Annotated in this window: 19 protein-coding genes; 5 read left to right on the top strand and 14 right to left on the bottom strand. The window is 71.4% G+C overall.

Translation table 11 applies throughout. The annotated features are described in order from the left end of the window. Positions 1 to 74: 74 nt before the first annotated feature. The 4 genes from CCL05_RS06755 (at position 75) to CCL05_RS06740 (ending at position 6,562) form a co-directional block, all read left to right on the top strand. Complete coding sequence (locus tag CCL05_RS06755; protein WP_086559567.1) at positions 75 to 1,208, top strand: MFS transporter; 1,134 nt, start codon at positions 75 to 77, stop codon at positions 1,206 to 1,208. A 53-nt stretch (positions 1,209 to 1,261) separates the two neighbouring features. Next, the gene (locus CCL05_RS06750; RefSeq protein ID WP_086559566.1) at positions 1,262 to 3,028 is read left to right on the top strand and encodes a glycoside hydrolase family 35 protein; all 1,767 of its coding nucleotides are present in this window, start codon (positions 1,262 to 1,264) and stop codon (positions 3,026 to 3,028) included. After that, positions 3,022 to 5,406: a beta-galactosidase gene (locus tag CCL05_RS06745; protein ID WP_086559568.1), complete on the top strand. Its 2,385-nt coding sequence runs from the start codon at positions 3,022 to 3,024 to the stop codon at positions 5,404 to 5,406. Before CCL05_RS06750 ends, CCL05_RS06745 begins: the two co-directional genes overlap by 7 nt. A gap of 88 nt (positions 5,407 to 5,494) precedes the next feature. Beyond that, entirely contained in the window at positions 5,495 to 6,562 is a 1,068-nt protein-coding gene (locus tag CCL05_RS06740) for a LacI family DNA-binding transcriptional regulator (RefSeq protein WP_086559565.1), read from the top strand. 9 nt (positions 6,563 to 6,571) lie between these two features. On the opposite strand, the gene CCL05_RS06735 is transcribed toward CCL05_RS06740, so the two are convergent. The 14 genes from CCL05_RS06735 to solA form a co-directional block, all read right to left on the bottom strand. Next, a complete protein-coding gene (locus tag CCL05_RS06735) occupies positions 6,572 to 8,551 on the bottom strand; it encodes a heavy metal translocating P-type ATPase (RefSeq protein WP_086559564.1) in 1,980 nt (659 codons plus the stop codon). 95 nt (positions 8,552 to 8,646) lie between these two features. Further along, entirely contained in the window at positions 8,647 to 10,308 is a 1,662-nt protein-coding gene (locus tag CCL05_RS06730; protein ID WP_244204197.1) for an amidohydrolase family protein, read from the bottom strand. A 196-nt stretch (positions 10,309 to 10,504) separates the two neighbouring features. Next, entirely contained in the window at positions 10,505 to 11,788 is a 1,284-nt protein-coding gene (locus CCL05_RS06725; RefSeq protein ID WP_086559563.1) for an NAD(P)/FAD-dependent oxidoreductase, read from the bottom strand. Positions 11,789 to 11,835: 47 nt separating this feature from the next. Continuing rightward, positions 11,836 to 12,501 carry a haloacid dehalogenase type II gene (locus CCL05_RS06720; protein WP_086559562.1) on the bottom strand — a complete coding sequence of 222 codons (666 nt, stop codon included), beginning with the start codon at positions 12,499 to 12,501 and terminating at the stop codon, positions 11,836 to 11,838. A gap of 45 nt (positions 12,502 to 12,546) precedes the next feature. Continuing rightward, positions 12,547 to 13,485 carry an aldo/keto reductase gene (locus CCL05_RS06715; protein ID WP_086559561.1) on the bottom strand — a complete coding sequence of 313 codons (939 nt, stop codon included), beginning with the start codon at positions 13,483 to 13,485 and terminating at the stop codon, positions 12,547 to 12,549. Beyond that, on the bottom strand, positions 13,482 to 14,936 hold the full coding sequence (locus CCL05_RS06710; protein ID WP_086559560.1) for an aldehyde dehydrogenase family protein: 1,455 nt from the start codon (positions 14,934 to 14,936) through the stop codon (positions 13,482 to 13,484). Before CCL05_RS06710 ends, CCL05_RS06715 begins: the two co-directional genes overlap by 4 nt. Continuing rightward, a complete protein-coding gene (locus tag CCL05_RS06705; RefSeq protein WP_086559559.1) occupies positions 14,933 to 15,886 on the bottom strand; it encodes a succinylglutamate desuccinylase/aspartoacylase family protein in 954 nt (317 codons plus the stop codon). Before CCL05_RS06705 ends, CCL05_RS06710 begins: the two co-directional genes overlap by 4 nt. A 23-nt stretch (positions 15,887 to 15,909) precedes the next feature. Further along, positions 15,910 to 17,265 (bottom strand): aminotransferase class III-fold pyridoxal phosphate-dependent enzyme, encoded by a 1,356-nt coding sequence (locus tag CCL05_RS06700; RefSeq protein ID WP_086559558.1) that lies wholly within the window; start codon positions 17,263 to 17,265, stop codon positions 15,910 to 15,912. Continuing rightward, positions 17,262 to 18,128 carry an ABC transporter permease gene (locus CCL05_RS06695; protein ID WP_086559557.1) on the bottom strand — a complete coding sequence of 289 codons (867 nt, stop codon included), beginning with the start codon at positions 18,126 to 18,128 and terminating at the stop codon, positions 17,262 to 17,264. The genes CCL05_RS06700 and CCL05_RS06695 overlap by 4 nt, the downstream gene beginning before the upstream one ends. Beyond that, positions 18,125 to 19,021 carry an ABC transporter permease gene (locus tag CCL05_RS06690; RefSeq protein WP_086559556.1) on the bottom strand — a complete coding sequence of 299 codons (897 nt, stop codon included), beginning with the start codon at positions 19,019 to 19,021 and terminating at the stop codon, positions 18,125 to 18,127. Before CCL05_RS06690 ends, CCL05_RS06695 begins: the two co-directional genes overlap by 4 nt. A gap of 3 nt (positions 19,022 to 19,024) precedes the next feature. Next, positions 19,025 to 20,164 carry an ABC transporter ATP-binding protein gene (locus tag CCL05_RS06685; RefSeq protein WP_086559555.1) on the bottom strand — a complete coding sequence of 380 codons (1,140 nt, stop codon included), beginning with the start codon at positions 20,162 to 20,164 and terminating at the stop codon, positions 19,025 to 19,027. Beyond that, entirely contained in the window at positions 20,157 to 21,260 is a 1,104-nt protein-coding gene (locus tag CCL05_RS06680; RefSeq protein ID WP_086559554.1) for an ABC transporter substrate-binding protein, read from the bottom strand. The genes CCL05_RS06685 and CCL05_RS06680 overlap by 8 nt, the downstream gene beginning before the upstream one ends. A gap of 85 nt (positions 21,261 to 21,345) precedes the next feature. After that, a complete protein-coding gene (locus CCL05_RS06675; protein ID WP_244204196.1) occupies positions 21,346 to 22,317 on the bottom strand; it encodes a succinylglutamate desuccinylase/aspartoacylase family protein in 972 nt (323 codons plus the stop codon). A 12-nt stretch (positions 22,318 to 22,329) separates the two neighbouring features. Then, on the bottom strand, positions 22,330 to 23,466 hold the full coding sequence (solA, locus tag CCL05_RS06670; protein WP_086559552.1) for an N-methyl-L-tryptophan oxidase: 1,137 nt from the start codon (positions 23,464 to 23,466) through the stop codon (positions 22,330 to 22,332). Between the two features lie 280 nt (positions 23,467 to 23,746). Between solA and CCL05_RS06665 the strand changes: the two genes are divergently transcribed. Further along, complete coding sequence (locus CCL05_RS06665) at positions 23,747 to 24,493, top strand: IclR family transcriptional regulator (protein WP_086559551.1); 747 nt, start codon at positions 23,747 to 23,749, stop codon at positions 24,491 to 24,493. Positions 24,494 to 24,513: the final 20 nt, after the last annotated feature.

Below are 24,513 nucleotides of genomic sequence, written 5' to 3'. Positions count from 1 at the left end.
CCCCCGGAGTCCGCGTGACCGACCAGCCCACCGCGCAGCGCGCGGTCACCCTCTCCCCCGCTCCGTCGGCCCCGGTGTTCAGCCGGTCCGCCGTGGTCGCCTCCTGTGCGGGCTTCGTGCTCATGGGTGCGCTGCAGGCCCTGTACGGGCCCGCGATCCCCGGCGTCCGCGCGGGGTTCGGGCTCTCGCCGTCCGCCGCGGGGCTGGGGCTCAGTGCGCACTTCGTCGGCGGCGTGGCCGGTGTGCTGCTGTTCGACCGGCTCTACGGGCGGGTCGGCAACCGGCACCTCCTCGGCAGCTCCTACCTGCTGATGGCGCTCGGCGCGGCGGGCTTCGCGCTGGCGCCCGGCTGGCCCATGGCCCTGGCGGCGGCCCTCCTCGCCGGGCTCGGTTTCGGCGGCATCGACTACGGGCTCAACCAGCTGTTCGCCGTGGGCTTCGGCCACCGTTCCACCGCGATGCTGAACATCCTCCACGCCCACTTCGGCATCGGCGCCATCCTCGGCCCCGCCCTGATCGGCGTGGTCGGCTCCGAGCACTACCCGGCCGTCTTCCTCGGTTTCGCCCTCGTCAACCTGCCGTTGCTGCTGTGCCTGAAGGGAGTACGGAACGACGCGCCCGTCCCGGCCGGTGACGACGCGAGCGGTGGCGCGGTCCTCCGGCGCAGCCTCGCCTCGGTGCTCGGCGTCTTCGTCGCGCTCTACGTCCTGCACGTCGGCGTCGAGGCCGGTGTCGGCGGCTGGGAACCCACGCATCTGGAGACCGTCGGCTACGGCGCGGGCGTCGCCGCCACCGCCACCTCCGTGTACTGGCTGATGATGACCGTCGGCCGCTTCCTGGTCGCGCCGCTCGCGCTGCGGTTCTCCGCCCAGACGATCATCGTCGTCTCCTGCGCGGGCATGACGGTGTGTCTGCTGGCCGCGTCCGTGCCGGCCCTGGCCCCGTACGCGTACGCCGGTGTCGGTCTGTTCATCGCGCCGATCTTCCCCACCGGTCTGCCCTGGCTGAACCGGGCGGCCCCGCGGGCCCGCAGAGCCGGTGCCCTCGTCATCGCCGCGTCCATGGTCGGCGGTGTCGCCGCCGGGCCGGCGCTGGGCAAGGCCATCGAGTGGTCGGGGGTCCGCGCGGTGCCCCTCCTGCTGTGCGGTGTCTCGGCGTTGTGCCTGGGCGCCACACTCTGGCTGATCCGCGTCACCCGCTCTCACTGAAACTCCCAGCGACTTCCATCGACCTCCGCCCGCCCCGCGAAGGGAAGCCCCGTATGCCCGCCCTGACAACGACGTCCGACGGATTCCTGCTGCACGGCGAGCCGTTCCGGATCGTCTCCGGTGCCCTGCACTACTTCCGTGTCCACCCCGGCCTGTGGTCCGACCGGCTGCGCAAGGCGCGGCTGATGGGCCTCAACACCGTCGAGACGTACCTCCCGTGGAACCACCACCAGCCCGACCCCGAGGGCCTGCTGGTGCTCGACGGCTTCCTCGACCTGCCCCGGTTCCTCGAACTCGCCCAGGACGAGGGGCTGCACGTGCTGCTGCGTCCCGGTCCGTTCATCTGCGCCGAGTGGGACGGCGGCGGACTGCCCGACTGGCTGACCTCGGACCCCGACATCCGGCTGCGGTCCAGCGATCCGCGGTTCACCGGGGCCGTCGACCGCTACCTGGACCTGCTGCTGCCCGCGCTCCGGCCGCACCTGGCCGCGGCGGGCGGTCCCGTCATCGCCGTGCAGGTGGAGAACGAGTACGGGGCCTACGGCGACGACAGCGCGTACCTCAAGCACCTGGCCGACGCCTTCCGTTCCCGGGGCGTCGAGGAACTGCTGTTCACCTGCGACCAGGCCGACCCCGAGCACCTGGCCGCCGGGAGCCTGCCGGGTGTACTGACCGCCAGTACGTTCGGCAGCCGGGTCGAGCAGTGCCTCGGGCGGCTGCGCGAATACCAGACCGAAGGGCCGCTGTTCTGCGCGGAGTTCTGGATCGGCTGGTTCGACCACTGGGGCGGGCCGCACCACGTCCGAGACGCGGCGGACGCCGCCGCCGATCTGGACCGGCTGCTGTCCGCCGGGGTGTCCGTCAACCTGTACATGTTCCACGGCGGCACCAACTTCGGCTTCACCAACGGCGCCAACCACAAGCACGCCTACGAGCCCACCATCACGTCGTACGACTACGACGCCGCGCTCACCGAGTGCGGCGACCCGGGCCCGAAGTACCACGCCTTCCGCGAGGTCATCGCCCGCCACGTCGGCGTCCCCGACGAGCCGGTGCCGGCGCCCGGTCCCAAACTGCCGCCGACCGGCGTGGAGTTGGACGGCCGGGCACCTCTGCTTCCCCTCGTCGGCGCGCTCGCCGCTCCCGTCCGCACCGACGACCCGGTGCCCCTGGGCCGGCTCGGACAGCACACCGGCTACGTGCTCTACCGCACCGTCCTGCCCGCGTCCGGTGACGGCCTGCTGCACTTCGCCGGCGGTGTCGGCGACCGCGCCCAGGTCTTCGTCGACGGCGCCCCCGTCGGTGTCCTGGAGCGCGAACGGCACGACGAGACGCTGCCGGTGCGTGTTCCGCGCCCGGGCGCCACGCTGGAGGTGCTCGTCGAGAACATGGGCGGCGTCAACTACGGACCCCGCATCGGCGCCCCGAAGGGCCTGCTCGGACCCGTCTCCTGCAACGGCACCGTGCTGCGCGGCTGGGAGTGCCACCCGCTGCCGCTGGACGACCTGGACGCGGTGCCGTTCACCCCGGGCGACGGGGCGGCGGTCACCGTGCCGGCCTTCCACCGCGGCACGTTCGAGGTGGACACGCCCGCCGACGCCTTCCTCGCCCTGCCCGGCTGGACGAAGGGGCAGGCCTGGGTCAACGGCTTCCATCTGGGCCGCTACTGGAACCGCGGCCCGCAGCACACGCTCTACGTCCCCGCGCCGGTACTGCGGCCGGGCACCAACGAGCTGGTCCTGCTGGAACTGCACGGCACCGCGGCCACCCGCGCCCAGCTGACCGACACGCCCGACCTCGGCCCGGAGAACACCTGGTGACCCCGCACCGGCTGCGCGTGCCCGCGCCCTCCGCTCCCCCGCCGACCGGTCATCTGCCCTTCGCGGACGCGCCGGGCGTGCCCGATCCGATCGAGGTCACCGGCCGCCGGCTCACCCGTGGCGGCCGCCCCTGGTTCCCGGTCTCCGGCGAGTTCCACTACTCCCGCTACCCGGCCCGGGAGTGGGAGGAGGAGCTGCTGAAGATGAAGGCGGGCGGGGTGAGTGCCGTCGCCTCCTACGTCATCTGGATCCACCACGAGGAGATCGAGGGGCGGCTCCGCTTCGACGGCGACCGCGACCTGCGCCGCTTCGCCGAGCTGTGCGCCCGCCACGGCCTGGACTTCATCCCGCGGATCGGCCCGTGGTGCCACGCGGAGGTGCGCAACGGCGGCCTGCCCGACTGGCTGCTCGCCCGCGCCTGTACGCCGCGTACCGACGATCCGGCCTATCTGGATCCCGTACGTGCCTGGTTCGCGGCCGTCGCGGAGCAACTGCGCGGTCTGGACCGGGCGCGCGGGGGTCCGATCGTCGCGATCCAGATCGAGAACGAGCTCTACGACCAGCCCGGTCACTTGCGCACCCTGAAGCGCCTGGCCCAGGACGCCGGACTGAACGCGCCCCTGTGGACGTCGACCGCCTGGGGCGGAGTGCGGCTCCCGGGTGACGAACTGCTCCCGCTGTACGGCGGCTATCCGGAGGCGTTCTGGACGGAGGCGGACGGCGGCTGGCCCGACACCTGCCGCAAGCACTTCTTCTTCACCCACGAGCGCGACGACGAGGGCATCGGCGCCGACCTGCGGCCCACGACCGTACGCGGCGCCGACCCGGTACCGGCGGACCGATTCCCCTGGGCCACCTGCGAGCTGGGCGGCGGCATGGCGGTGGCCTACCACCGGCGTCCCCGGGTGGAGGCCGCCGACGTGGCCGCGCTGGGGCTGACCAAGATCGGCTGCGGTTCGGTCTGGCAGGGCTACTACATGTTCCACGGCGGCACGAACCCGCCCGGCGAGCTGACGACTCTTCAGGAGTCGCACGCCACCGGCTACCCCAACGACCTGCCGGTCCTGACCTACGACTTCCAGGCCCCGCTCGGCGAGTACGGCCAGGTGCGGCCCTCGTACCACGCACTGCGGCTCCAGCACCTGCTGCTGGAGTGCTTCGGGGACCGGATCGCGCCCATGGAGTCCGTGCTGCCCGAGCGGCTGCCGACGGGGCAGCACGACCGGGAGACGCTGCGCTGGGCCGTCCGGACCGACGGCACGTCGGGCTTCCTGTTCGTGACCAACCACCAGCCGCACGAGCCGCTGCCCGACCACCCGGACACGGACTTCGCGGTCGCTTTCCCGGACGCACCCGCGCTGACGCTGCCGAGTGTTCCCGTCACGGTGCCCTCCGGCGCGTGCTTCTGCTGGCCGCTGCGGCTGGACGTGGCCGGGCTGCGGCTGGAGTGGGCGACCGCGCAGCCGGTGTGCACCGTCGAGGCGGGCGGCCGTACGGTCCTGGTGCTGGCCGCGGCCGACGGCATCGCGCCCGAACTGGCCCTGGACGCGGACACGGTGGCGTCCGTCGCGACACCGTCCGGGGACGTCACACCGGTCGCCGGCCGAATCCTGGTCAGCGGAGTGCGGCCCGGCACCGACGCCCTGGTCGAGGTGGACGCCGCCGACGGTTCACGCGTCGGGCTGCTGGTCCTGGACGCGGCGACGGCCCGTACGGTCTACCGGGGGGACGCCTGGGGAGCCGAGCGGCTGGTGCTGTGCGGGGACGGTGTCGTCTTCGACGGTGCCGAGGTACGGCTGCACAGCCCGGCCGACGAGCCGTCGTTCGCGGTGCTGCCCGCGCCGGATTCCGCCCCGGTGGTGGCGGGGACACGGGTGCGGGAGGCGGCGGACGGCGTGTTCACCCGCTACACGATCGAGGCCGCGCCCCTCCCGGACGGCGCGGTGCCCGTCACCCTGGTCAGGCCCGCCGGACCGGCGCCCGAGCCGGTGACCGGCGTGCAGGGCCGGGCGAGCGTGCCGGCGGACAAGTACGTCGAAGCCGTGGCCGCCGAGTACCGCGTCGACGTACCGGAGGATCTGCTGCGGGCGTCCTCCGGTGTCCTGCTGCGGCTGCGCTGGACGGGTGACCTGGCCCGGGCGTATGTGGGGGACGTCCTGGTGGCCGACCAGTTCTTCTCGGGCCGGGTCTGGGACATCGGCCTGGAGCGGCTGCCGGTCGAGGCGCTGAGAACGGAAGGCCTGCGGCTGAAGGTGCTGCCGTTGGCAGCGGATGCCCGGGTTCATGTGCCGGGGCAGGTGGGCGAAGCGTGGCGTGCGGCGGGTGTGCAGCACGCCGAGTGGGTGGTCACGCGCACGTGGAGGGTGCGGGCCGGCTGAGAAACCCCGCGGGCCCCGCCCGGCCTATGCTGTGCTCCTGCCGGGCGGGGCCAGGACCGCCGTAACCGACGTCGAGGAATCCCCCGCCATGACACCGAGCGCCACCGACAGCCCCGTTCCCAAGGGCCGCAGCCGGCGCAACTTCGCCGGGGCGCGGCCGGTGATGGCCGACGTGGCCCGGCTGGCCGGCGTCTCCAAGCAGACCGTCTCCCGGGTGCTCAACGACCATCCTGCCGTCCGCCCCGAGACGCGCGAGGCGGTCCTGGACGCCATGCGCACGCTCGGCTACCGGCCCAGCCGCAGCGCGCGGTCGCTGGCCAGCGGCCGCACCCGGATGCTCGGGGTCATCTCCTTCGACGCCGCCCGGTACGGGCCCGCGTCCATCCTGACGGCCATCAACACCGCGGCCCAGGACGCCGGTTACCTGGTGAGCTCCATCGCGCTCGACACGGCCGACCACGACACCGTCGTCGAGGCGGTGAACCGGCTGTCGGCCGAGGGCGCGGACGGCGTGATCGCGATCGCTCCGCAGCAGTGGGTGGGCCGGACCCTGGCGCAGACCGACCTCGGGATTCCCCTGGTGGTGCTGGAGAACGCCCTCGACGACAGCATCCCCCTGGTCACCGGCGACTCGCGCACCGGCGCCCGCAAGGCCACCGAGCATCTCCTCGGCCTCGGGCACCGCACCGTCTGGCACATCGCGGGCCCCGCCGGCTGGACGTCCGCCGACCACCGGCTGGCGAGCTGGCAGGAGACGCTCCAGGCGGCCGGTGCCGACGTCCCGGCCCCGCTCGCCGGGGACTGGAGCGCCGACTCCGGTTACGACCTGGGCCGCCGGCTGGCGCGGCGCCCGGAGGTGACGGCGGTGTTCGTCTCGAACGACCAGATGGCGCTGGGCCTGCTGCACGCCCTGCACGAGTCCGGGCGCTCCGTCCCCGGGGACGTCAGCGTCGTCGGCTACGACGACATCCCCGAGGCCGCGCATCTCCTGCCGCCGCTGACCACCGTACGCACCGACTTCGCCGAGATCGGCACCCGTTCCCTGCGGCTTCTCCTGGACCGCATCGACGGACCCGGGGAACAGCCTCGCGTCGACACCCTCGTTCCCGTGGATCTCGTGGTGCGTGCCAGTACCGGCCGGCCGCCGGTGGGCTGACTTCGTTCGTCAGTCGCTGCCCTCGGCTGCCGCCCGCTGCCAGGCCGTCTCCCGCAGCAGACGCAGGCCGTTCAGGCCGACCAGGACCGTGGAGCCCTCGTGGCCCGCGACGCCCAGCGGCAGTGGCAGGTTTCCGGCGAGGTCCCAGACGACGAGACCGGCGATGAACACGCCGGCGACGACGAGGTTCTGCACGACCAGCCGGCGCGCGCGGCGCGAGAGGGCGACGGTGGCGGGGACCGCCGCGAGTTCGTCGCGCACGATCACGGCGTCGGCGGTCTCCAGCGCGAGGTCGGAGCCCGCCCGGCCCATGGCGATCCCGGTGTGGGCGGCGGCCAGGGCGGGTGCGTCGTTGACGCCGTCCCCGAGGACCAGCACCTTGCGGCCCGCGCGCTCCATCTCCTGAACGGCCGTCAGCTTGTCCTGGGGCAGCAGTCCGGCGCGCACGTCGTCGATGCCGGCCTCGGCGGCGAGGTGGGCGGCGGCCCGGGGGTTGTCGCCGGTGAGGAGCGCCGGGGCGGTTCCCGTGAGCCCGGTGAGCGCGGCGACGGTGGCGGCGGCGTCCGGGCGCAGCCGGTCGGCGATGCCGAGCAGCCCGGCGGGGGCGCCGTCGACGAGGACCAGGACGGCGGTACGGCCGGACTCCTCCAGCTCCCCGGCGACGGCGGCGACCGTGCTGCCCGTGCCGTCCAGGAGCCGGGACGGGGCGCCGACGGCGACCGCACGGCCGCTCACGACGGCGGTCACTCCCACGCCGGGCGCGGAGGTGAAGTCCTGCGCGTCGGGTAGGCCGAGACCGCGCTCGCGGGCCGCGTCCACGACCGCCCGGGCCAGCGGATGCTCACTGGGCCGCTCGGCGGCTGCCGCCAGCGTCAGCAACTCCCTCTCGTCCAGGCCGGATCCGGGCAGCGGACGGACGTCGGTGACGCGCGGGCTGCCCTCGGTCAGTGTGCCGGTCTTGTCCAGCGCGACCGCGTCGACCTGGCCGAGCCGCTCCATCACCACGGCCGACTTCACCAGCACGCCGTGCCGTCCGGCGTTGGCGATGGCCGACAGCAGGGGCGGCATGGTCGCCAGCACGACCGCGCACGGCGAGGCCACGATCATGAACGTCATGGCGCGCAGCAGCGCGTCGGTGAGCTGGGCGCCGAAGGCGAGCGGCACCAGGAAGACGGCCAGGGTCGCGGCCACCATGCCCAGCGAGTAACGCTGTTCGACCTTCTCGATGAACAGCTGGGTGGGCGCCTTGGTCTCGGACGCCTCCTGCACCATCCGGACGATCCGGGCGATCACCGAGTCGGACGCGTCGCGCTCGACCCGGACCCGCAGCGCGCCGGTGCCGTTGAGGGTGCCCGCGAAGACCTCGTCGCCCTGCTCCTTCGCCACGGGGAGCGGCTCGCCGGTGATGGTCGCCTGGTCCACGTCGCTCGCCCCGTCCAGCACACGGCCGTCGGCGCCGACGCGCTCACCGGGGCGGACGAGGACGGTGTCGCCGACCGCCAGCTCCTCGACGGACACGGTCTGTTCGCCGCCGTCCGGGGTCAGCCGGGTGGCCGTGGCGGGGGCGAGATCGAGCAGGCCGCGGACGGAGTCGGCGGTGCGGGCGGTGGCCAGCGCCTCCAGCGCGCCGGAGGTGGCGAAGATGACGATGAGCAGGGCACCGTCCATGACCTGCCCGATCGCCGCCGCGCCCAGGGCGGCGACGACCATCAGCAGGTCGACGTCGAGCGTGCGCTCCTTGAGCGCCTTGAGCCCTTCCCAGCCCGGCTCCCAGCCGCCCGTGACGTACGACAGGGCGTAGAGCGGGCCCCAGGTCCAGGCGGGTGCGCCGGTCAGCTGCAAGGGCAGCGCGAGCAGGAAGAGAACGGTGGCCGCCGCGGCCCAGCGCGCCTCGGGGAGCTCGAGGACACGGGTACGCCGCCTGGGCGCGGCCCCGGTGCGCGCGGGCTCCGCCCGGTCGACCGGACGCGGCGTGAGGGTGGAGGTCATCAGGAGTCCTTCAGGCGGGGGCGCGTGCCTCCTCACCATACAGGAACACATGAAGACTGATTCATGTCTTCATCGATGACGCACTGCCCCCGGGTTCAGTGCTTCTCGGCGGCCCCCCAGGTGTCGAGGTAGGACTCGGCGCCGCGGAACAGGTCGTCCACCACGTCCTTGCCGCCGACCCGGCGGATGTCCTCGATCCAGTCCGGGACGAGGCCGTAGTGGGCGGCGCCGTCGGTGTTCAGGTCCCAGGTGCGCTCCCCGGTGGTCTGCCGGTCGATGACGGAGCCGCCGTCGACGCTCTTGAAGGGGTAGGTGACCTTGTCGGGGGCGTCCGCGCCGCGCGGGGCCGGCCAGCCGCCGACGCCGTTCATGTCAGTGCCGTATCCGTAGCCCACGCCGTACTTGTCGCGCAGGGCCTTTGTGCGCTTCGACTCCGCGACGAAGCCCTCGGAGCCGTGCATGTACTGGGCGATGAAGCCGCCGAGGCCGTAGACCCGTTCGGTCCAGTCCAGGTCCATCCAGCTGTGCGAGGAGAGCACGCCGGGGTAGGACTCGGCCTCGAAGATGTCGAGCACCCGGCCGGTGGCCTTGACGCTCATGTGGTCGATCTCCAGCATCATCCCGCGTCGCATCATGCCGCGGGCGGCGTACTCGCCGAGTCCGGTGAGCCCTCGGACGTTGCACTGGGCGTCCGCCTTGTACGAGGGCACCTCCACGCCCGCCGGGAGCTTCTTCTCGGCCGCGGCCGCCGTCGCGTTGCCGATGGGGTTGTCGTGCTGCGGGCCCTTGCACGTCTCCGTCTTCCAGAAGGTGCCGGTCGACAGGAACTGCCCGACGTTGATGGCCGTTCCGAGCGAACCCGAGTCGAAGCGGACACCGCACAGCGCGTTGTCGAACTTGTGGCACAGGAACATGCTGCGCACGCCCAGCGCGTACAGCTCGTCCAGGCCCTTGTCGATGTCGGCCCTGCTGCACTGCGGGATGTCGAGGATCTGCTTGCAGCCGAAGGGCTCGGAGGTCTCGACGCCGAGGACGACCGCCAGCTTGCCCTGCTCGATCACCTCACGGGCCTGCGCGCTGTCGGTGACGATCCGGAACCAGCCCTTGCCGGGACCGCCGTACATCTTGTCCACGAAGGACTGCATGTCGTACGTGAGTTTGGCCTGGAGCCGGATGGACGTCATCTCGTCGCAGCCGCGGTCCTTGAAGAAGTACACGGAGCAGATGACGCCGTTGGTGACGAGGTCGTTCACCAGCACCCGCTGGCCACCGCGCCAGGCCCGCTCCACCCAGGCGTAGTAGTTCTGCTGGTGGGTCAGCGAGTCGTGCGCCGGCCAGTCCTTGAAGGTGGGCCAGCCGACCGGGTCGTGCCTGCCGTCACCCCCGTTGGTGATGAAGTCGAAGACCGCGAGCGAGCCGTCCGGGTAGTGCTCGGGGCAGTCCTTGAGCGCGTCGGCGACGCCCTGCTCTGAGAACGGCTTTCCGCAGATCAGGCGGCCCCCGAAGCCCTCGTTGGCGAAAATGTGGTCGTGCGCGTCGACAAAGCCCCGCACGTCGCCCTCGGCGTCGGTGCCGGTGAAGGGCTCGCCCGTGACGTTGATCCGGGAGTCCGGCGCGGGCCGTGCGGTCGGGTTCCACCAGCCGGAGCCGGCCGCCGAACTGGGCGTCGGGCCCAGCGCGACGGCCAGCACGAACAGGAGGAGCGACACAACGGTGAGGTTCTTGCGTCGGCGGTACGGGCGTCCTGCACTGGTCACGGCCCACGTCCTCGGTCGGGGGGTGGCGGGTCGACAACCCGGCCGCCCGAGGCCCCGAAGGCAGGGGAACGACGGCCGGGTTGTCATGACCTCATCCAAAGGTGCGACCGAGGATGACCACTGCCGCGTCACGAGTCAAGAGTCCGTGACTGATGGCCTACTGACGGGTCATCAGTTCATGGGGGTCGGAACGTGCTCAGCGCAGGCGGTCCTTGGCCTTGTAGTACGCGCCGCCGAACGGCAGGAACCAGGCGGTGCCGTTGTAGAAGGGGACGGGGACCTTCGGGAAGCCGAGGCCGCGCAGCGGGTTGGCCTCCGGGCGGCCGTCCATCATCTCGGCGACGGCGCGGCCCATGTAGGTGGCCATCTGCACACCGTGGCCGCAGTAACCCATCGAGTAGTAGAGGCCGTCGGCCTCGCCGGCGTGCGGCAGCCGGTCCCAGGAGAAGCCGACCATGCCGCCCCACACGTAGTCGATCCGCACCCCGGAGAGCTGCGGGAAGATCTCGGTCATCTCCCTCTTCAGGACGTCGCCGCTCTTGACGTCGGAGGCGGGGTTGGAGGGGGCGAAACGGGCCCGGCCGCCGAAGGCGAGGCGGTGGTCGGGGGTGAGGCGGATGTAGTGGCCGATGTTCTTGGAGTCGACCACCAGGCGGCCGTTCGGGATCAGTGCCTTGGCGCGCGCCTCGCCGAGCGGCTCGGTGACGATGATGAAGCTGCCGACGTTGATGAGCCGCTTGCGGAACCAGGGCATCGACCTGTCGGTGTAGGCGTCGGTCGCCGCCATCACCTGCCTGGCGCGGATCGTTCCGCCCAGCGTCTCGACCACGAAGCCGCCGCCCGGCAGGCGGGTCAGGCCGGTCGCCGCGTTGCGCTCGTGGATCTCCGCGCCCGCCCGCTCGGCTGCCTCGGCGAGACCGTGGACGTACTTGCCGACGTGCAGGGCCGCGCTCAGCGGGTCGAGCAGGGCGCCGTGGTAGTAGTCGGAGTTCAGTTCGGACTTGAGGTCACCGCGGGTCAGGAGCCTGGTCTCGTGGCCGAAGTTGTCGGCCAGGTCGCGCTGGGTGGCCCGCATCGACGCGAAGTGCTGCGGCTTGAAGGCGACTCCGAGCCGGCCGGCGCGGTGGAAGTCGCAGTCGATCCGCTCCGTCCGCGTGATCTCCTCGACCACGTCGACCGCCTCGCGGAACGCGTCGTACAACTCGCGTGCCCGCTCCTGCCCGTAGCGTTTGCGGGCCTCGGCGGGGCTGATGGTGAGGCCCTGGGTGCACATGCTGCCGTTGCGCCCGGAGGCACCCGAGCCGACCTTGTCCTTCTCGACGAGGACGACCCGGGCGCCCTTGCGGGCGGCGTGGTAGGCGGTGGACAGGCCGGTGAGGCCGCCGCCGATCACCACCACGTCCGCCTCGTCGGGCAGGTCCTTTCCGGAACGGTCGGGCAGGGCGGGGGCGGTGTCGAGCCAGTAGGGGATCTGCTTCATGGCGTGCGTCCTCTGTCTTTCGGTCCTTGGTCGCCGTCGGGCCGCGGTCAGCAGCCGAGGAGTTTCGGCAGGCCCGACAGGTCGGGCAGTTCGTCGTACGGCTGGTAGTCGGCGCTGCCCGGGCGGCCGTAGCGGTTGATCCACACCCGCCGCTTCAGGCCCAGGTCGCGGGTCGGGATGTGGTCGTACTCCCAGCCCTGGGCGGTGTGGATGACCTGGGACGGCTCGACGCCCATGGTGGTGAAGGCGTGCTCGAAGGTCTGCCGGTCCGGCTTGTAGGCACCGGCCTGCTGGGCGGTGATGACGTGGTCGAACTCGACGCCGATGTTCTCGACGTTGCGCGCGATCAGGTTGTCGTCGGTGTTGGAGATGATGGCGATCTCGTACCGGGTCTTCAGGGCGCGCAGGGCGTCCGGCACCTCCGGGAACGGGCCGAAGGTGGGGACGGCGTCGACGAGGGCGTCGCCGTCGGACGCGCGGTACTCCAGGCCGTGCAGGCGCATGGCGTTGCGCAGGCTGGAGTGCAGGATCTCGTGGTAGGGGCGGTAGGCCTCCAGGACGGCCTGGAAGCGCATGACGCGGAAGTCGTCGAGGAACTCGTCGACGTCCAGGTTGTCCAGGTCCAGCCGGTCGGACAGGACCTTGAGGGTGGTCGGGCCGAGCTGGAAGTCGACCAGGGTGCCGTAGGCGTCGAAGGTGACGATCTCTCGCATGGTGGCTAGCCTCGATTCACGGATTTCGAAGGGGATGCGGTGGCTTCAGACGACGCGTTCGCCGGGCGTGACGATCGTGTCGAGAGCGGCCAGGTCGGCCGCGTCGGGGATCCAGCCGGCCGCCGCCGCGTTGGCGGTGACCTGTGCGGGGGTCATGGCGCCGCAGATGACCGAGCCGACCGCGGGCAGTGCGGCCAGTCCGCCCACGGCGACCTGGAGGAGGGTCAGGCCGCGCTCGGTGGCGTACGCGGTGAGGGCCTCGACGCGGTCGAGGGCCGCGTCGGTGAGCCAGCCCTCACGCCAGGACAGCCGGCTGCCGGGCGGGGGCTGCTGACCGCGCCGGTACTTGCCGCTGAGCAGGCCGTTGGCCAGCGGGTAGTACGGCAGGAGGCCCATGCCGTGGCGCAGGCAGGCCGGGATCAGGTCGTTCTCCACACCGCGGTCGAGCAGGTGGTAGCGGGCCTGGGTGCTGACGAAGGCGTCCGTGAGCTGCTCGGCCGGGAGGTTGGAGCAGCCGAGATACCGGATCTTGCCCTCGGCCACGACTTCCCGCAGGGCGGCGACCGTCTCCTCCAGCGGGGTGACACCGTCCGGCTCGTGGTACTGGTACAGGTCGATCCGGTCGGTGCCGAGCCGGCGCAGGGAGGACTCGACGGCGTACCTGATGTACGCGCGGGCACCGCGCCGGCCGTACTGGTCGGCCTCCGGCCCCATCTCCATACCGAACTTGGTGGCGAGGACGACGTCGTCACGGCGGCCCTTGAGGGCGGCGCCGAGGAGGCGTTCACCGTCGCCCCGGGCACCGCCGCTCTCGCCGAACCCGCCGTACATGTCGGCGGTGTCGAACAGGGTGATCCCCGCGTCGAGGGCCGCGTGGACCACCGCCTTCGTGCCCTCCTCGTCGAGGCGGGAGCCGAAGTTGTTGCCGCCGACGCCGACGACGGAGACGGCCGGGCCGCGTGCGCCCAGCGTGCGGTACCTCATGGCCGGTCTCCGAATCCGATGCAGACGTTCTTGGTCTGCGTGTAGCTCGCCAGGGCTTCGAGGCCCTTCTCGCGGCCCCAGCCGCTGTGCTTGTAGCCGCCGAAGGGCAGCTCGATGCCCGTGCCGGCGCTGGTGACGTTGACGTAGACCTGCCCGGCCCGGATGCCCTCGGCCAGACGCATCGCCTTGTCGATGTCGCGGGTCCAGACGTAGGAGGACAGTCCGTACGGGCTGTCGTTGGCTATGTCCAGGGCCTCGTCGGCGTCGTCGAACCCGATGACGGTCACCACGGGCCCGAAGATCTCCTCGCGGGCACAGCGGGCCTGGTTGGTCAGGCCGGTGAGGACGGTGGGCTCGATGTAGTAGCCGTCGGCCAGGGCGGGGTCGGAGGGTGCTCCTCCCCCGACGCGTGCCACGGCGCCTTCCCGCCGGGCCAGTTCCAGGTAGCCCAGCACCCGGTCGCGCTGCCGGGCGGCGACCAGCGGGCCGATGTCCGGATCCGTGAGGCCGGGACCGACGCGCAGGGCGGCGATCTTCTCGACCAGCCGGTCCAGGAACTCCTCGGCACCGCGCTGGAGCAGCAGGCGGGTGCCCGCCGAGCACATCTGGCCGGCGTTGCTGAACGACCAGCCCAGGATCGCGGTCAGCGCCAGGTCGAAGTCGGCGTCGGCGAACACGACGAACGGCGACTTGCCGCCGAGTTCCGTGACTGAGGGCACCACGTTGGCGGCGGCGGCCTGGGCGACCTTGATGCCGGTCGGCACCGAGCCGGTGAAGGTGACCTGGTCGATGCCCGGGTGCCCGGCGAGTGCCGCGCCGGTCTCGGCGTCGCCGGGCACGACGTTCAGCACGCCCGGCGGCAGTCCGCACTCCAGCGCGATGCGGCCGGTCTCCAGCGGGGTGAGCGGCGCCTCCGGAGAGGGCTTGAGCACCACCGTGCAGCCTGCCGCGAGGGCCGGGGCGGAGCCCCTCGCGGTGTTCTGGAGCGGGTAGTTGAAGGGGATGATCTGGCCGGAGACGCCGATCGGCTCGCGCAGGGTGTAGTCGATCAGGCCGGGGCCGAGCGGGACCGTGGAGCCGCCGAGCTTGTCGGCGATGCCCGCATAGAACTCGAAGTAGCGGGCGGCGGACTCGACATCGGCCTTCGCCTGGCGGAGCGGCTTGCCGACGTCCTGGCTCTCCAGGCGTGCCAGCGATGCGCCCTCGCGGCGGATCGCGTCCGCGATGCGGTGCAGCAGCCTGCCCCGGTCGGCGGGGCGCATCCGGGCCCACTCGGGTGCGGTGAGGGCAGCGCGGGCCGCCGCCACCGCCTGGTCCACGTCCGCCGGTCCGGCCAGCGCCACCTGGGCGATGGGCGTTCCGTCCGCCGGGTCGAGGACGGTGAAGGTGCGACCGTCGGCGGCGGGAACCTGCTTGCCGTCGACGAGCAGCGACCGGGTGTCGCCGCTCATGGCTTGATCTCCCCCTGCACCTCGCCGAAGATGACGACCTCGTCCCCGGGGCGGACCGTGCGGATGCGGCGCACCCAGAGCACGATGCCGTCCTGCGGGGCACGGACCTCCTCCAGCGTGTTGCCGTAGTGGTCGGCGATGTGGGCGATCAGGTCGCCTTCCTTGCAGGTCTCGCCGGGCTCGGCGTGGCCGAGGAAGAAGCCGCCCGCGGCGGACCGGGCGAAGGTGCCGGAGACCGTCGTGTAGCTGTCACGCAGTTCCGCCTCGCCGTCGATCATGCCGAGTCGGCGCATGATGTTGCGGATCGAGTGGACGTGCAGGGCGACGTTCTGTTCCCGGTAGGTGCCGCCGCCCGCCTCGATGGTGACGGCGGGCTTGCCGGCGGCGAGGGTGGGGTGGCGGACCGTGCCGCCCCACTTGCCGCCCTTCCAGACCAGCTCGTGCCCGGCCGCGAGGGCGAGGTCGGTCGCCAGGTCCTCGTAGCCGCCCTGGAGGATGACGAGCGGGGCGATCTCACCGAAGGTGCCGCCCGTGTGCAGGTCGACCAGGGCGTCGATAGCGGGGACGACCTGTGCGACGAAGGTGGCGGCCAGGCGCAGCGAGTACGAGCCGTCCGCGTCACCCGGGAAGATCCGGTTGAGGTTGAGGTGGTCCAGGCCGCTGGTGCGGGCCGCCGCCTCGAAGGCGGGGGTGTTCACGCAGGGGATGCCGACGAGGGTGCCGCGCAGGCCGGCCGGGTCGGTCTCGGCGAGGACGCGGCGGATGGCCTCCTGGCCGTCGTACTCGTCTCCGTGCACACCGGCGTCCACGCACAGCACGGGGCCGTCCTCGGTGCCGTTGACGACGATCAGCGGGATGCCGAGCTCCACGCCGTAGGTGCTGGTGCCGACCGGGATCAGACCCTGGGCGCGCTCGCCGGGGGCGACGGTCAGGGGACCGATGGAGTACATGTCGTTCCTTCCGAAAGGGTGGACTACAGGCGGGCGGAGGCCTCGTCGAGGGTGTCCGCGATGATGTCGGCGATACGGTCCAGCAGTGCGCGGTCGCTGATCAGCGGGGGCGCGATCTGCACCAGCGGGGCGGCGCGGTTGTAGACGCGGGCGAGCAGCCCGGCCTCGCGCAGCCGGCGCGGGATCAGGTCGGCGACGAGCGCGGCGCGCGCGGTGTCGCCGAAGCCGCCGCCGTCGAGGTCGCCGACGAGTTCGAGAGCGTAGAAGTATCCGGCGCCGCGGACGTCACCGACGATCGGCAGGTCCCCGAGGGAGGTCATGCGGGCGGCGAGATGGTCCTGGTGGCCGCGGACGTTCTGCAGGATCCGGTCCCGCTCCATGATCTCCAGGCTGCGCAGGGCGATGGCGGCGCTCAGCGGGTGGCCGCTGAAGGTGTAGCCGTGGTTGAGGACCTCGCCGGGCTGGTTGATCGCCTCGGCGACGCGGTCCGAGACCAGGGTCGCGCCCATGGGGGCGTAGCCGGCGGTGATGCCCTTGGCGACGGTGACGATGTCGGGGCGAGCCCCGTAGCACGCGCCGCCGAACCACTCCCCCAGTCGGCCGAAGGCGGTGATGACCTCGTCGGCGACCAGCAGGAAGCCGTAGCGGTCGGCCAGTCGGCGCAGGCCCTGCCAGTAGCCCTCCGGCGGGGTGATGCAGCCGCCCCGGTTCTGCACCGGTTCGGCGATGAGCATGGCGACGCTCTCCGGGCCGGCCGCGAGGACCGTGGCCTCCACGTCGGCGAGCAGGTACTCGGTGAAGGCCGCCTCGTCGAGGGGCTGTTGCAGGGCGGCCCGGTTGGTGTTGGCGACGAAGTGGGTCTCCACGGCGGGCGGCCCGTACGGCTCGGTGAGCCCGGGGTCGTCGGTGAAGGACAGCGCTCCGAGGGTCAGGCCGTGGTAGGCGCCGCGCCGGGCGATCGCCTTGGTCCGGCCCGCCTCGCCGCGCAGGGTGTGGTACCTGCGGGCGATCTTCCAGGCCGTCTCGACCGCCTCTGCGCCGCCGCCGCTGAAGAAGACGTGCTCGATGCCGTCGGGGGCCAGGGCGGCGAGGCGTTCGGCGAGGGCCAGGCCGGTGGGGTGCGCGGACTCCGACCACAAGGGGCTGTAGCAGAGTTCACGCAGTTGCTTCTGGGCCGCTTCGGCGATCTCGTCGGCGTAGGAGTAGCCGATCTGGCAGCAGTACAACCCGGACAGGCCGTCGATGTAGCGGTTGCCTGCGGCGTCGTCGACATAGGGGCCCTCGCCGTGGCGCACGACGAAGAGGTCCTTGCCGGGTTTCGCGAGCGATCCGTTGGCGGTCATGTTCAGCAGCAGGTGCCGCTGAGCGGTGGCGGTCATACGGCCTCACCTCCGGGTGCGGCGATCCCTGCCGTGTTCTCGACCGACAGCAGGGAGTCCTGCCGCCCCGAGCCCAGCCAGCGCACCAGGGCCACCAGGGCGAGGGCGAGGATCGCGAAGGCGATGAGGATCGCGCTGATCGCGGTGACGCTGGGGTCGATGTCGAAGGTCAGGGAGTTGTAGATCTGCACCGGCAGGGTGACGGTGTCGACCGAGGACAGGAACTGGGAGATGTAGAACTCGTCGAAGCTGGTGATGAAGGAGAAGATCGCCGCGGCGATCATGCCGGGGGCGGCCAGGGGGAAGGTGATGCGCCGGGCGATGGTCAGCCGGCCGGCGCCCATGCTGGCGGCGGCGTCCTCCAGCCGTTCGTCGATCCCGCGCAGGGTCGCCACCAGGATCAGCACCGCGATCGGCGAGGCCAGCACGGTGTGGCCGAGAGCGATGGCGATCGGGCTGCCCAGCATCGAGGCCGGCTCGAAGAGCAGGAACAGGCCCAGGGCGGTGACGATCTGGGGGATGAGCAGGGGGCCGAGGACCAGGGCGTAGACCGCGGAGCGCAGTGGGAGTTCGCTGCGGGTCAGCGCGGTCGCCGCGGTCACGCCGATGATCAGCGAGAACACGGTGCTCAGGGCGGCGACGAAGGCGCTCAGCGACAGCGCGGCCGGCCACTTGCTGCCGTCGGCGAACAGCGCCTTGTACCAGCCGAGCGTCCAGGAGTCCGGGGGGAACGCGGCGAAGGCGTTGTTGCTGAAGGAGGTGACGAGGATGACGACGATCGGCAGCGCCAGGAACAGCAGGATGACGGTGGCGATGGCGGTCAGGGCGATCCGACCGGTGAGGGTCCTGCGCAGCTCCATCATGACGCACTCCTCTTCTTTCGGCTGGCGCCGAAGGAGGTCACGACCTTGACCAGCAGCAGTCCCGCGAAGGTCAGCAGCAGCAGCACGACGCCCTCAGCGGCCGCCCCGTTCCACTGGTTCTGCTTCATCACCTGCTGGTTGATGAGCGAGGCGATCATCGTCTGGTCGGGGCCGCCCATCAGGGCGGGGGTGATGTAGTAGCCCAGCGACAGGATGAAGCTGAGCAGTCCGGCACTGGCCAGCCCAGGGGCCACTAGCGGCAGGTAGACCCGGCGGAAGATCGTCACACGCCCGGCACCCATGCTGGCCGCCGCCGCGAGCAGCCTGCGGTCCACCCCGCGCATCACGCTGTACAGCAGCAGCACGGTGTAGGGCAGCATCACGGAGGTGGTGCCGATGACCACGCCGATCTCGTTGTACAGCAGTTGGAACGGCGCCCCGGGGACCCAGAGCTTGGCCAGGGTGTCGTTCACGAGGCCCTTGTCACCGAGCAGGATGATCCAGCCGTAGGTGCGCACCAGGGCGCTGATGAAGTGCGGGACGACCACGATCAGCATCGCCACTCCCGCCCACAGGGGCTTCAGCCGGGAGATCGCGTTGGCCAGGACGAACCCGAAGACGAGACTGAACAGCGCCGTCTCCGCGGAGATCCGTACGGTGGTCAGCAGAACGGAGAGGTTGATGCCTGTCAGTGCGTCGACGTACCAGTGCAAGGTGAGGGAGCCGTCGGTGTTCTTCAGGCTGAGGAACAGGGTGCTGAGGATCGGGTAGACGAACAGCACCAGCAGGTAGACGACGACCGGCAGCGCGTAGAGGATGCCGACCCTTGTTCTGCGGGAGGCCAGCAGCTTGCGCGGACGGGCGGGGGCGTTGGCGGTCAGGGTCGCGGCCATGGCTCACCCGCCCTGTTCTACGGGGAAGAGGTTGACGTCCTCGGGGTCGACGGTGACCCCGACCCGCTCGCCGGTCACAGGCCCACGGCCGGCCGGTACTTCGAGGCGCAGCAGCGGTGCGTCACCGCCGTCGATGCGTACGCCGGCGCGGACGAGGGTGCCGACGTAGGTGGCGGTCTCGACCGTGCCGGTACAGAAACCGTCGTCGGGGGCGCAGGCCCGCAGCCGGCCCGGCTGCACGGCGACCTTGACCGAGGTACCGGAGGCCAGCTCATGGCGGCGAGCCGTCAGCAGACCGCCGGACTGGTCGAGGCGGACCACGGTGTGTTCGTCGGTGTTCTGCAGCACGCGGCCGGGCAGGAAGTTCGCCGCGCCGAGGAAGTCCGCGACGAAGGGGGTCCTGGGCCGCTCGAACAGTTCCCTGGGCGTGTCGAACTGCTCGATCAGGCCGTTGCGCATCACCGCGATGCGGTCCGACAGCACCAGCGCTTCTTCCTGATCGTGTGTCACGTAGACGACGGTGAGGCCGAGTTCCTGCTGGATGGCTTTGATCTCTATCTGGAGCTGGTCGCGGAGCTTCTTGTCCAGGGCGCCGAGCGGCTCGTCCATGAGGATCACCGGTGGCCGGTAGACCAGCGCGCGGCACAGGGCGACGCGCTGCTGCTGACCACCCGACAGCTCGCGCGGCTTGCGGCCGCCGAAGCCGGACAGGCCCGCGATCTCCAGCGTTTCCCCGACCCGCCTTCGGATCTCGTCCTTGGGCACTCCGCGCAGCGTGAGCGGGAAGGCGACGTTCTCACTGACCGTCATGTGGGGGAAGAGCAGGTACTGCTGGAAGACGAAGCCGAGGCCCCGCTTCTGCGGGGCGAGCCGGGTGACGTCGCGGTCCCCGACGGTGATGGTGCCGGAGTCCGGTTCGCAGAAACCGGCGATCATCATGAGGGTCGTGGTCTTGCCCGACCCGGAGGCGCCGAGGAAGGTGACGAACTCCCCGGCCGCGATCTCCATGGATGCCTCGTCGACCGCGACGACGTCCCCGTACGTCTTGCGCAGGGCCACCACCGACAGCGGTTTGCCGGTCGCGGTGGGCAGCTTGCCGCCGGCCACCTTCACGGACGGTGTGACCACACCGAATTCAGCCACGGGCCCACTCCAACCAACGCTTGCTGACGGCGGCTTCGTTCTTGATCCACCAGTTGATGTCCGCGTCGAAGCCCTTGTCGTAGTACTGCGGCGCACCCGCGAGAGCGTTGCGCTCCACCTTGGTGAGCTTCTCGTAGGCCACCGGGGACGACGGGTTCGAGGGGAAGGTCTTCGCCAGGCGGGCCTGCACCTCGGGACGCAGCGAGTAGTCCATGAGCTGGTAGGCGGCGTCCACATGGGCGGCGCCCTTGGCGATGCCGTAGCCCTGGAACTGGCGGCGCATGCCGTTGAGCTGCCGCGCGACGGGTACGCCCTGCTTCTGCAGATCGGCGATCCGGCCGTCCCAGACGGTGGACATCGTCACTTCCTGGCGGCTGAGGAGCACCCCGGGGAGGGGGCCGCTGTCCCAGAACTTCTTGATGTCGGGCCGGAGCCGGGTCAGCACCTTGAAGGCACGGTCCACATCGAGCGGGTACAGCTTGTCCATCGGGACGCCGTCGGCCAGGAGCGCGAACTCCAGTTCGGGCAGGTCGGCGTCGGGGTTGCACATCGAGCGGCTGCCCTTGAACGCCCGGGTGTCCCAGAAGTCCGCCCAGGTCTCCGGCTTCTTCCCCCCGAAGGCGTCGGTGCGGTACGCCATGCACTGGCCGTAGAAGCTGTTGCCGACGGCATGGCCGGTGATCTGGTTCTGAGGGATCTTGGCGCTCTTGAGGCTCTTGATCCGGTCGGTGTCCAGCCGCTCCAGGGCGTCCTGGGCCGCGAACTTGATGTGGTCCATCATCGAGTTGTTGATGAGGTCGAACTGGGGGCGGCCCTGCTTGATCTGGGCCAGCATCTGGGTGCCCTGGAGGTTGACCACCTGGACGGCGATGCCGGTCTCCTGGGTGAACGGCGTGTAGATCGCCTTCTGGAGGGCCTCCCCGAAGGTGCCGCCGCTGTCGCGGACGACCACCGACTTGCCGCCGCCCTTGGCGCTGCCGGACGAAGCCCGGCTGGTGCCGGTGCCGCAGGCCGCGAGCGAGGGCACGGCGGCGAGAGCGGCCAGGCCGCCTGCTCCGCGCAGGAGCGCTCTGCGACCGATCATGGGATCACTCATGACAAATCTCCTGAAATTGGCGCGTGGGGACCAGCTGTTCGAGGTGAGTGGTGCTTCGGGGGGGCGGGTCTGTGGGTGGTGCCGGTCAGTCGTGCGGCACGGCGATGGCGGCGAGTTCGGCGCCGGCGGCGACGGTGAGCGCGTTCATGCCGTAGAGGATCTGTCCGGTGGCGCTGGCGGTGACCTTGTGTTCGCTGCCGTCGGCCGGGTCGATGACGCGGCCGATGGCCTGACCCGCGGTCACCTCGTCACCGGTCTCGGCGTCCGGGTACCACAGGCCGGTGGCCGGTGAGACGACGGAGCCGGTCCAGACCCAGTCGCGCGGCTGCGCGGTCACCGGTGCGACGTGCTGCGGCTCATCGATGACGCCGAGGTGGTGCAGCAGCCGGTACAGGCCGTCGAGCAGGGCTCGTGCCTGGGCGGGGTCGCGGTCGCCGAGCTGGCCGGTCTCGATGAGGATGGCGGGGATGCCCTGCCGGGCGGCCGCGGCGTGGCTGTTGCCGCCTTCGGCGTTGCGGCCGAACAGTACTCGTTCGTAGCCGACGGCATGGGCCATGGCCCGCGTCCTGGCGTCCAGTTCCGCGTCGGAGGTCAGGCGGTAACCGACGAAGTCGAGCAGGGTCTCGTCGATACCGCCGCTGTGCAGGTCCGCGTAGGCGTCGGCACCGGAGATGACGTGCTCGAACAGCCAGGCCGCCAGCCGCTCGGTGGGGCCGCCGTCCTTGTCGCCGGGGAAGACGCGGTTGATGTTGACGTCGTCCAGCGGGGACTTGCCGAGGCGGCCGTCGTACACGGCCGGCGGGTTGGCCACGGGGCAGATCACCAGCCGGCCGGTGACGTCGTCCGGCTCCAGGAATCCGGCCAGGCGGGCGGCCGCGTCGATGCCGACGAACTCGCCGCCGTGGACGCCGCCGGTGATGACGACCCGGGGTCCGGGGCGGGAGCCGTTGACGAGGACGAGGGGGATCTCGACGGTCGTGGGGCCGAGGTCCACGGGGATCACCCCGCGGGTCTTGCGGCCCGGCTCGGCCCGGAGCGGGCCTACGGTGAGTGTCATGTCGTTCCTCATTCAGGCTGTGGTGCGGCCGACGGTGGACACGAAGTCGACGGGCTGGGAGGACGTGCCCTCCAACGCCAGGTCGGCGGCGATGTCCCCGAAGGCCGGTGAGAGCTTGAAGCCGTGGCCGGAGAAGCCCGCGAGCAGTACGACGTTGTCGGCGCCGGGCAGCGGGCCGATCAGCGGGCGGCTGCTCTCGGTGTAGCCCTCCATGTAGACGGCCAGGCGGGTCGGGTCCGGGTGCAGGTCCGGCAGATGGCGGCGGATCTGCTCGGTGAAGATGTCCAGCTCCTCCGGCTGGACGGTGCGGTCCAGCGCGTTGGGGTCGCCGGCGGGCTTGTGCAGTGCGCGGGACAGGCCGAGCTTGACGGAGACGCCGTCCGGGGAGGGCAGTCCGTAGCAGTGCGTGGGAGTCGTGCGGATGAACGCGGGGCGCTCCTCGCCGAACCAGGCGTCGGTGGTGGGGACGTACCAGGCGCTGATCAGGCGGCGGATGTCCACCTCCCACGGCAGGTCGGGCAGCAGGTCGTTCACCCAGGGGCCGACGGTGACGACGACCGCGTCGAAGCGCTCGCTTGCGGCGTCGGTGCGTACCTCCACCCCACCGCCGGCCGGGGTGATCTCGCGCACCGGCGTGTAGCGCTCGATGCGGGCACCCAGCTGCTCGGCGCGCCGGGCCGCGGTCTGGACGGTCAGCTCGGGCCGGATGAAGCCGGCACGGCGGTCGAGCACGGCCGCGTCGCCGTCCTCGAGCCGGTACTGCGGGAAGCGCTTGGCCATGGCCTCGGCGTCGAGCACCTCGTGGTCGAGGCCGTGCTCGGCGATGGACCGCAGGACCGTGGTCATCTGCTGGTGCTCGGTGGACCCCATCAGCAGGCATCCGGTCAGGCGGCGCAGCTCGCGGCCGGTCTCCTGCTGGAGCTGCTCCCACAGGACGTCGGCGTGCTTGAGGAGCGGGACGTACCGGGAGTCCTCGAAGTGCGCGCTGCGGAAGATGCGGGTCTCGCCGCCGGCGGCGCTGCGGTCGTGGCCGGGGGCGAAGCGGTCGTAGGCGACGACTTCCGCGCCACGGGCCGCGAGGCGCCAGGCGGCCTGGCTGCCCATGGTTCCCACGCCGACGACGGCGACTCGCTTCCTGGCAGCTGACACGGGGCTTTCCTTTCGTATCGCCGGGGCGCATGCTGAGCCCCTGCGTGAGGCTGTTCGATTCGAGGTGGTTCGGGCGGAGGGGGCGGGTCCTTCGGGGGACCTCGGCTCACGAACGCCCTGTCTCGGAGTTCCGGCTGCACCCTCGGGATCTCCCGGCGAGCCGTGCCACATTGTGGAATGCTGTGCTAGTATCTGGCACAGAGAATGACAGTGGCTCCCAAGGGAGTCAAGAGGTGTCCGCCAGAGATTCCGAGGATTAACGGGGGGAAACCGGATGGAAATGAAGAGCGTCACCAGGTCGCTGCGCATCCTGGAGGCGGTCGCCCAGCATCAGCCGGTCACGGTCGGGGAATTGACGAAGCTCTTCGGCCTTCCGAAGTCGACCGTGCAGCGCACCCTGGTCACGCTGGCCGAGGCCGGCTGGCTGCGGGCCAACCGCAAGGACACCACCCGCTGGGAGATCGGCGCCCGAGTCTTGGCCGTACGGCCCGCCGCCCTCCAGGGGTCCAGCCTGTTCGCGGCAGCGCGCGAGCCCATGGTCCGCCTGAGGGACACGGTGAACGAGACGATCCACCTGTCGGTGCCGGATGCCCTGCAGTGCATGGTCGTGGTGGACCGCGTGGACTGCAGTCATGCCGTACGGACGTTCCACACCGTCGGCGACACCTCTCCCCTGCACGCCACCGCGACCGGGCGTGCCGTCCTGGCCCATCTGCCGAAGCAGGACGTCGAGGAGCTCATCGCACAGGGGCTGGAGCGCTACAGCGACGCGACGCCCACCGACCCGGACGAACTGCGCGCCGAGCTGGACCGGATCCGCATCGACGGCTACGCGGTCAACCGCAACCAGTACCGGCCGGACGTCTGCGCGATCGCCGCGCCCGTCCTCGACGAGGAGGGCACGCCACTGGCCACCGTGGCCATCTCCATGCCCGACTCGCGCTACGACGCGGACCGGCTGCCCGAGTGGGGCCGCCTGGTCGCCGACGCCGCCGCGGAGATCACGGGACGCCGCATGGGCTCCTGACCGGACATAAGGAAAGGGCC

The sequence above is a fragment of the Streptomyces africanus genome, from assembly GCF_002150735.1.
Taxonomy (GTDB): domain Bacteria; phylum Actinomycetota; class Actinomycetes; order Streptomycetales; family Streptomycetaceae; genus Streptomyces; species Streptomyces africanus.
This window is presented reverse-complemented; position numbering and strand designations above follow the sequence as displayed.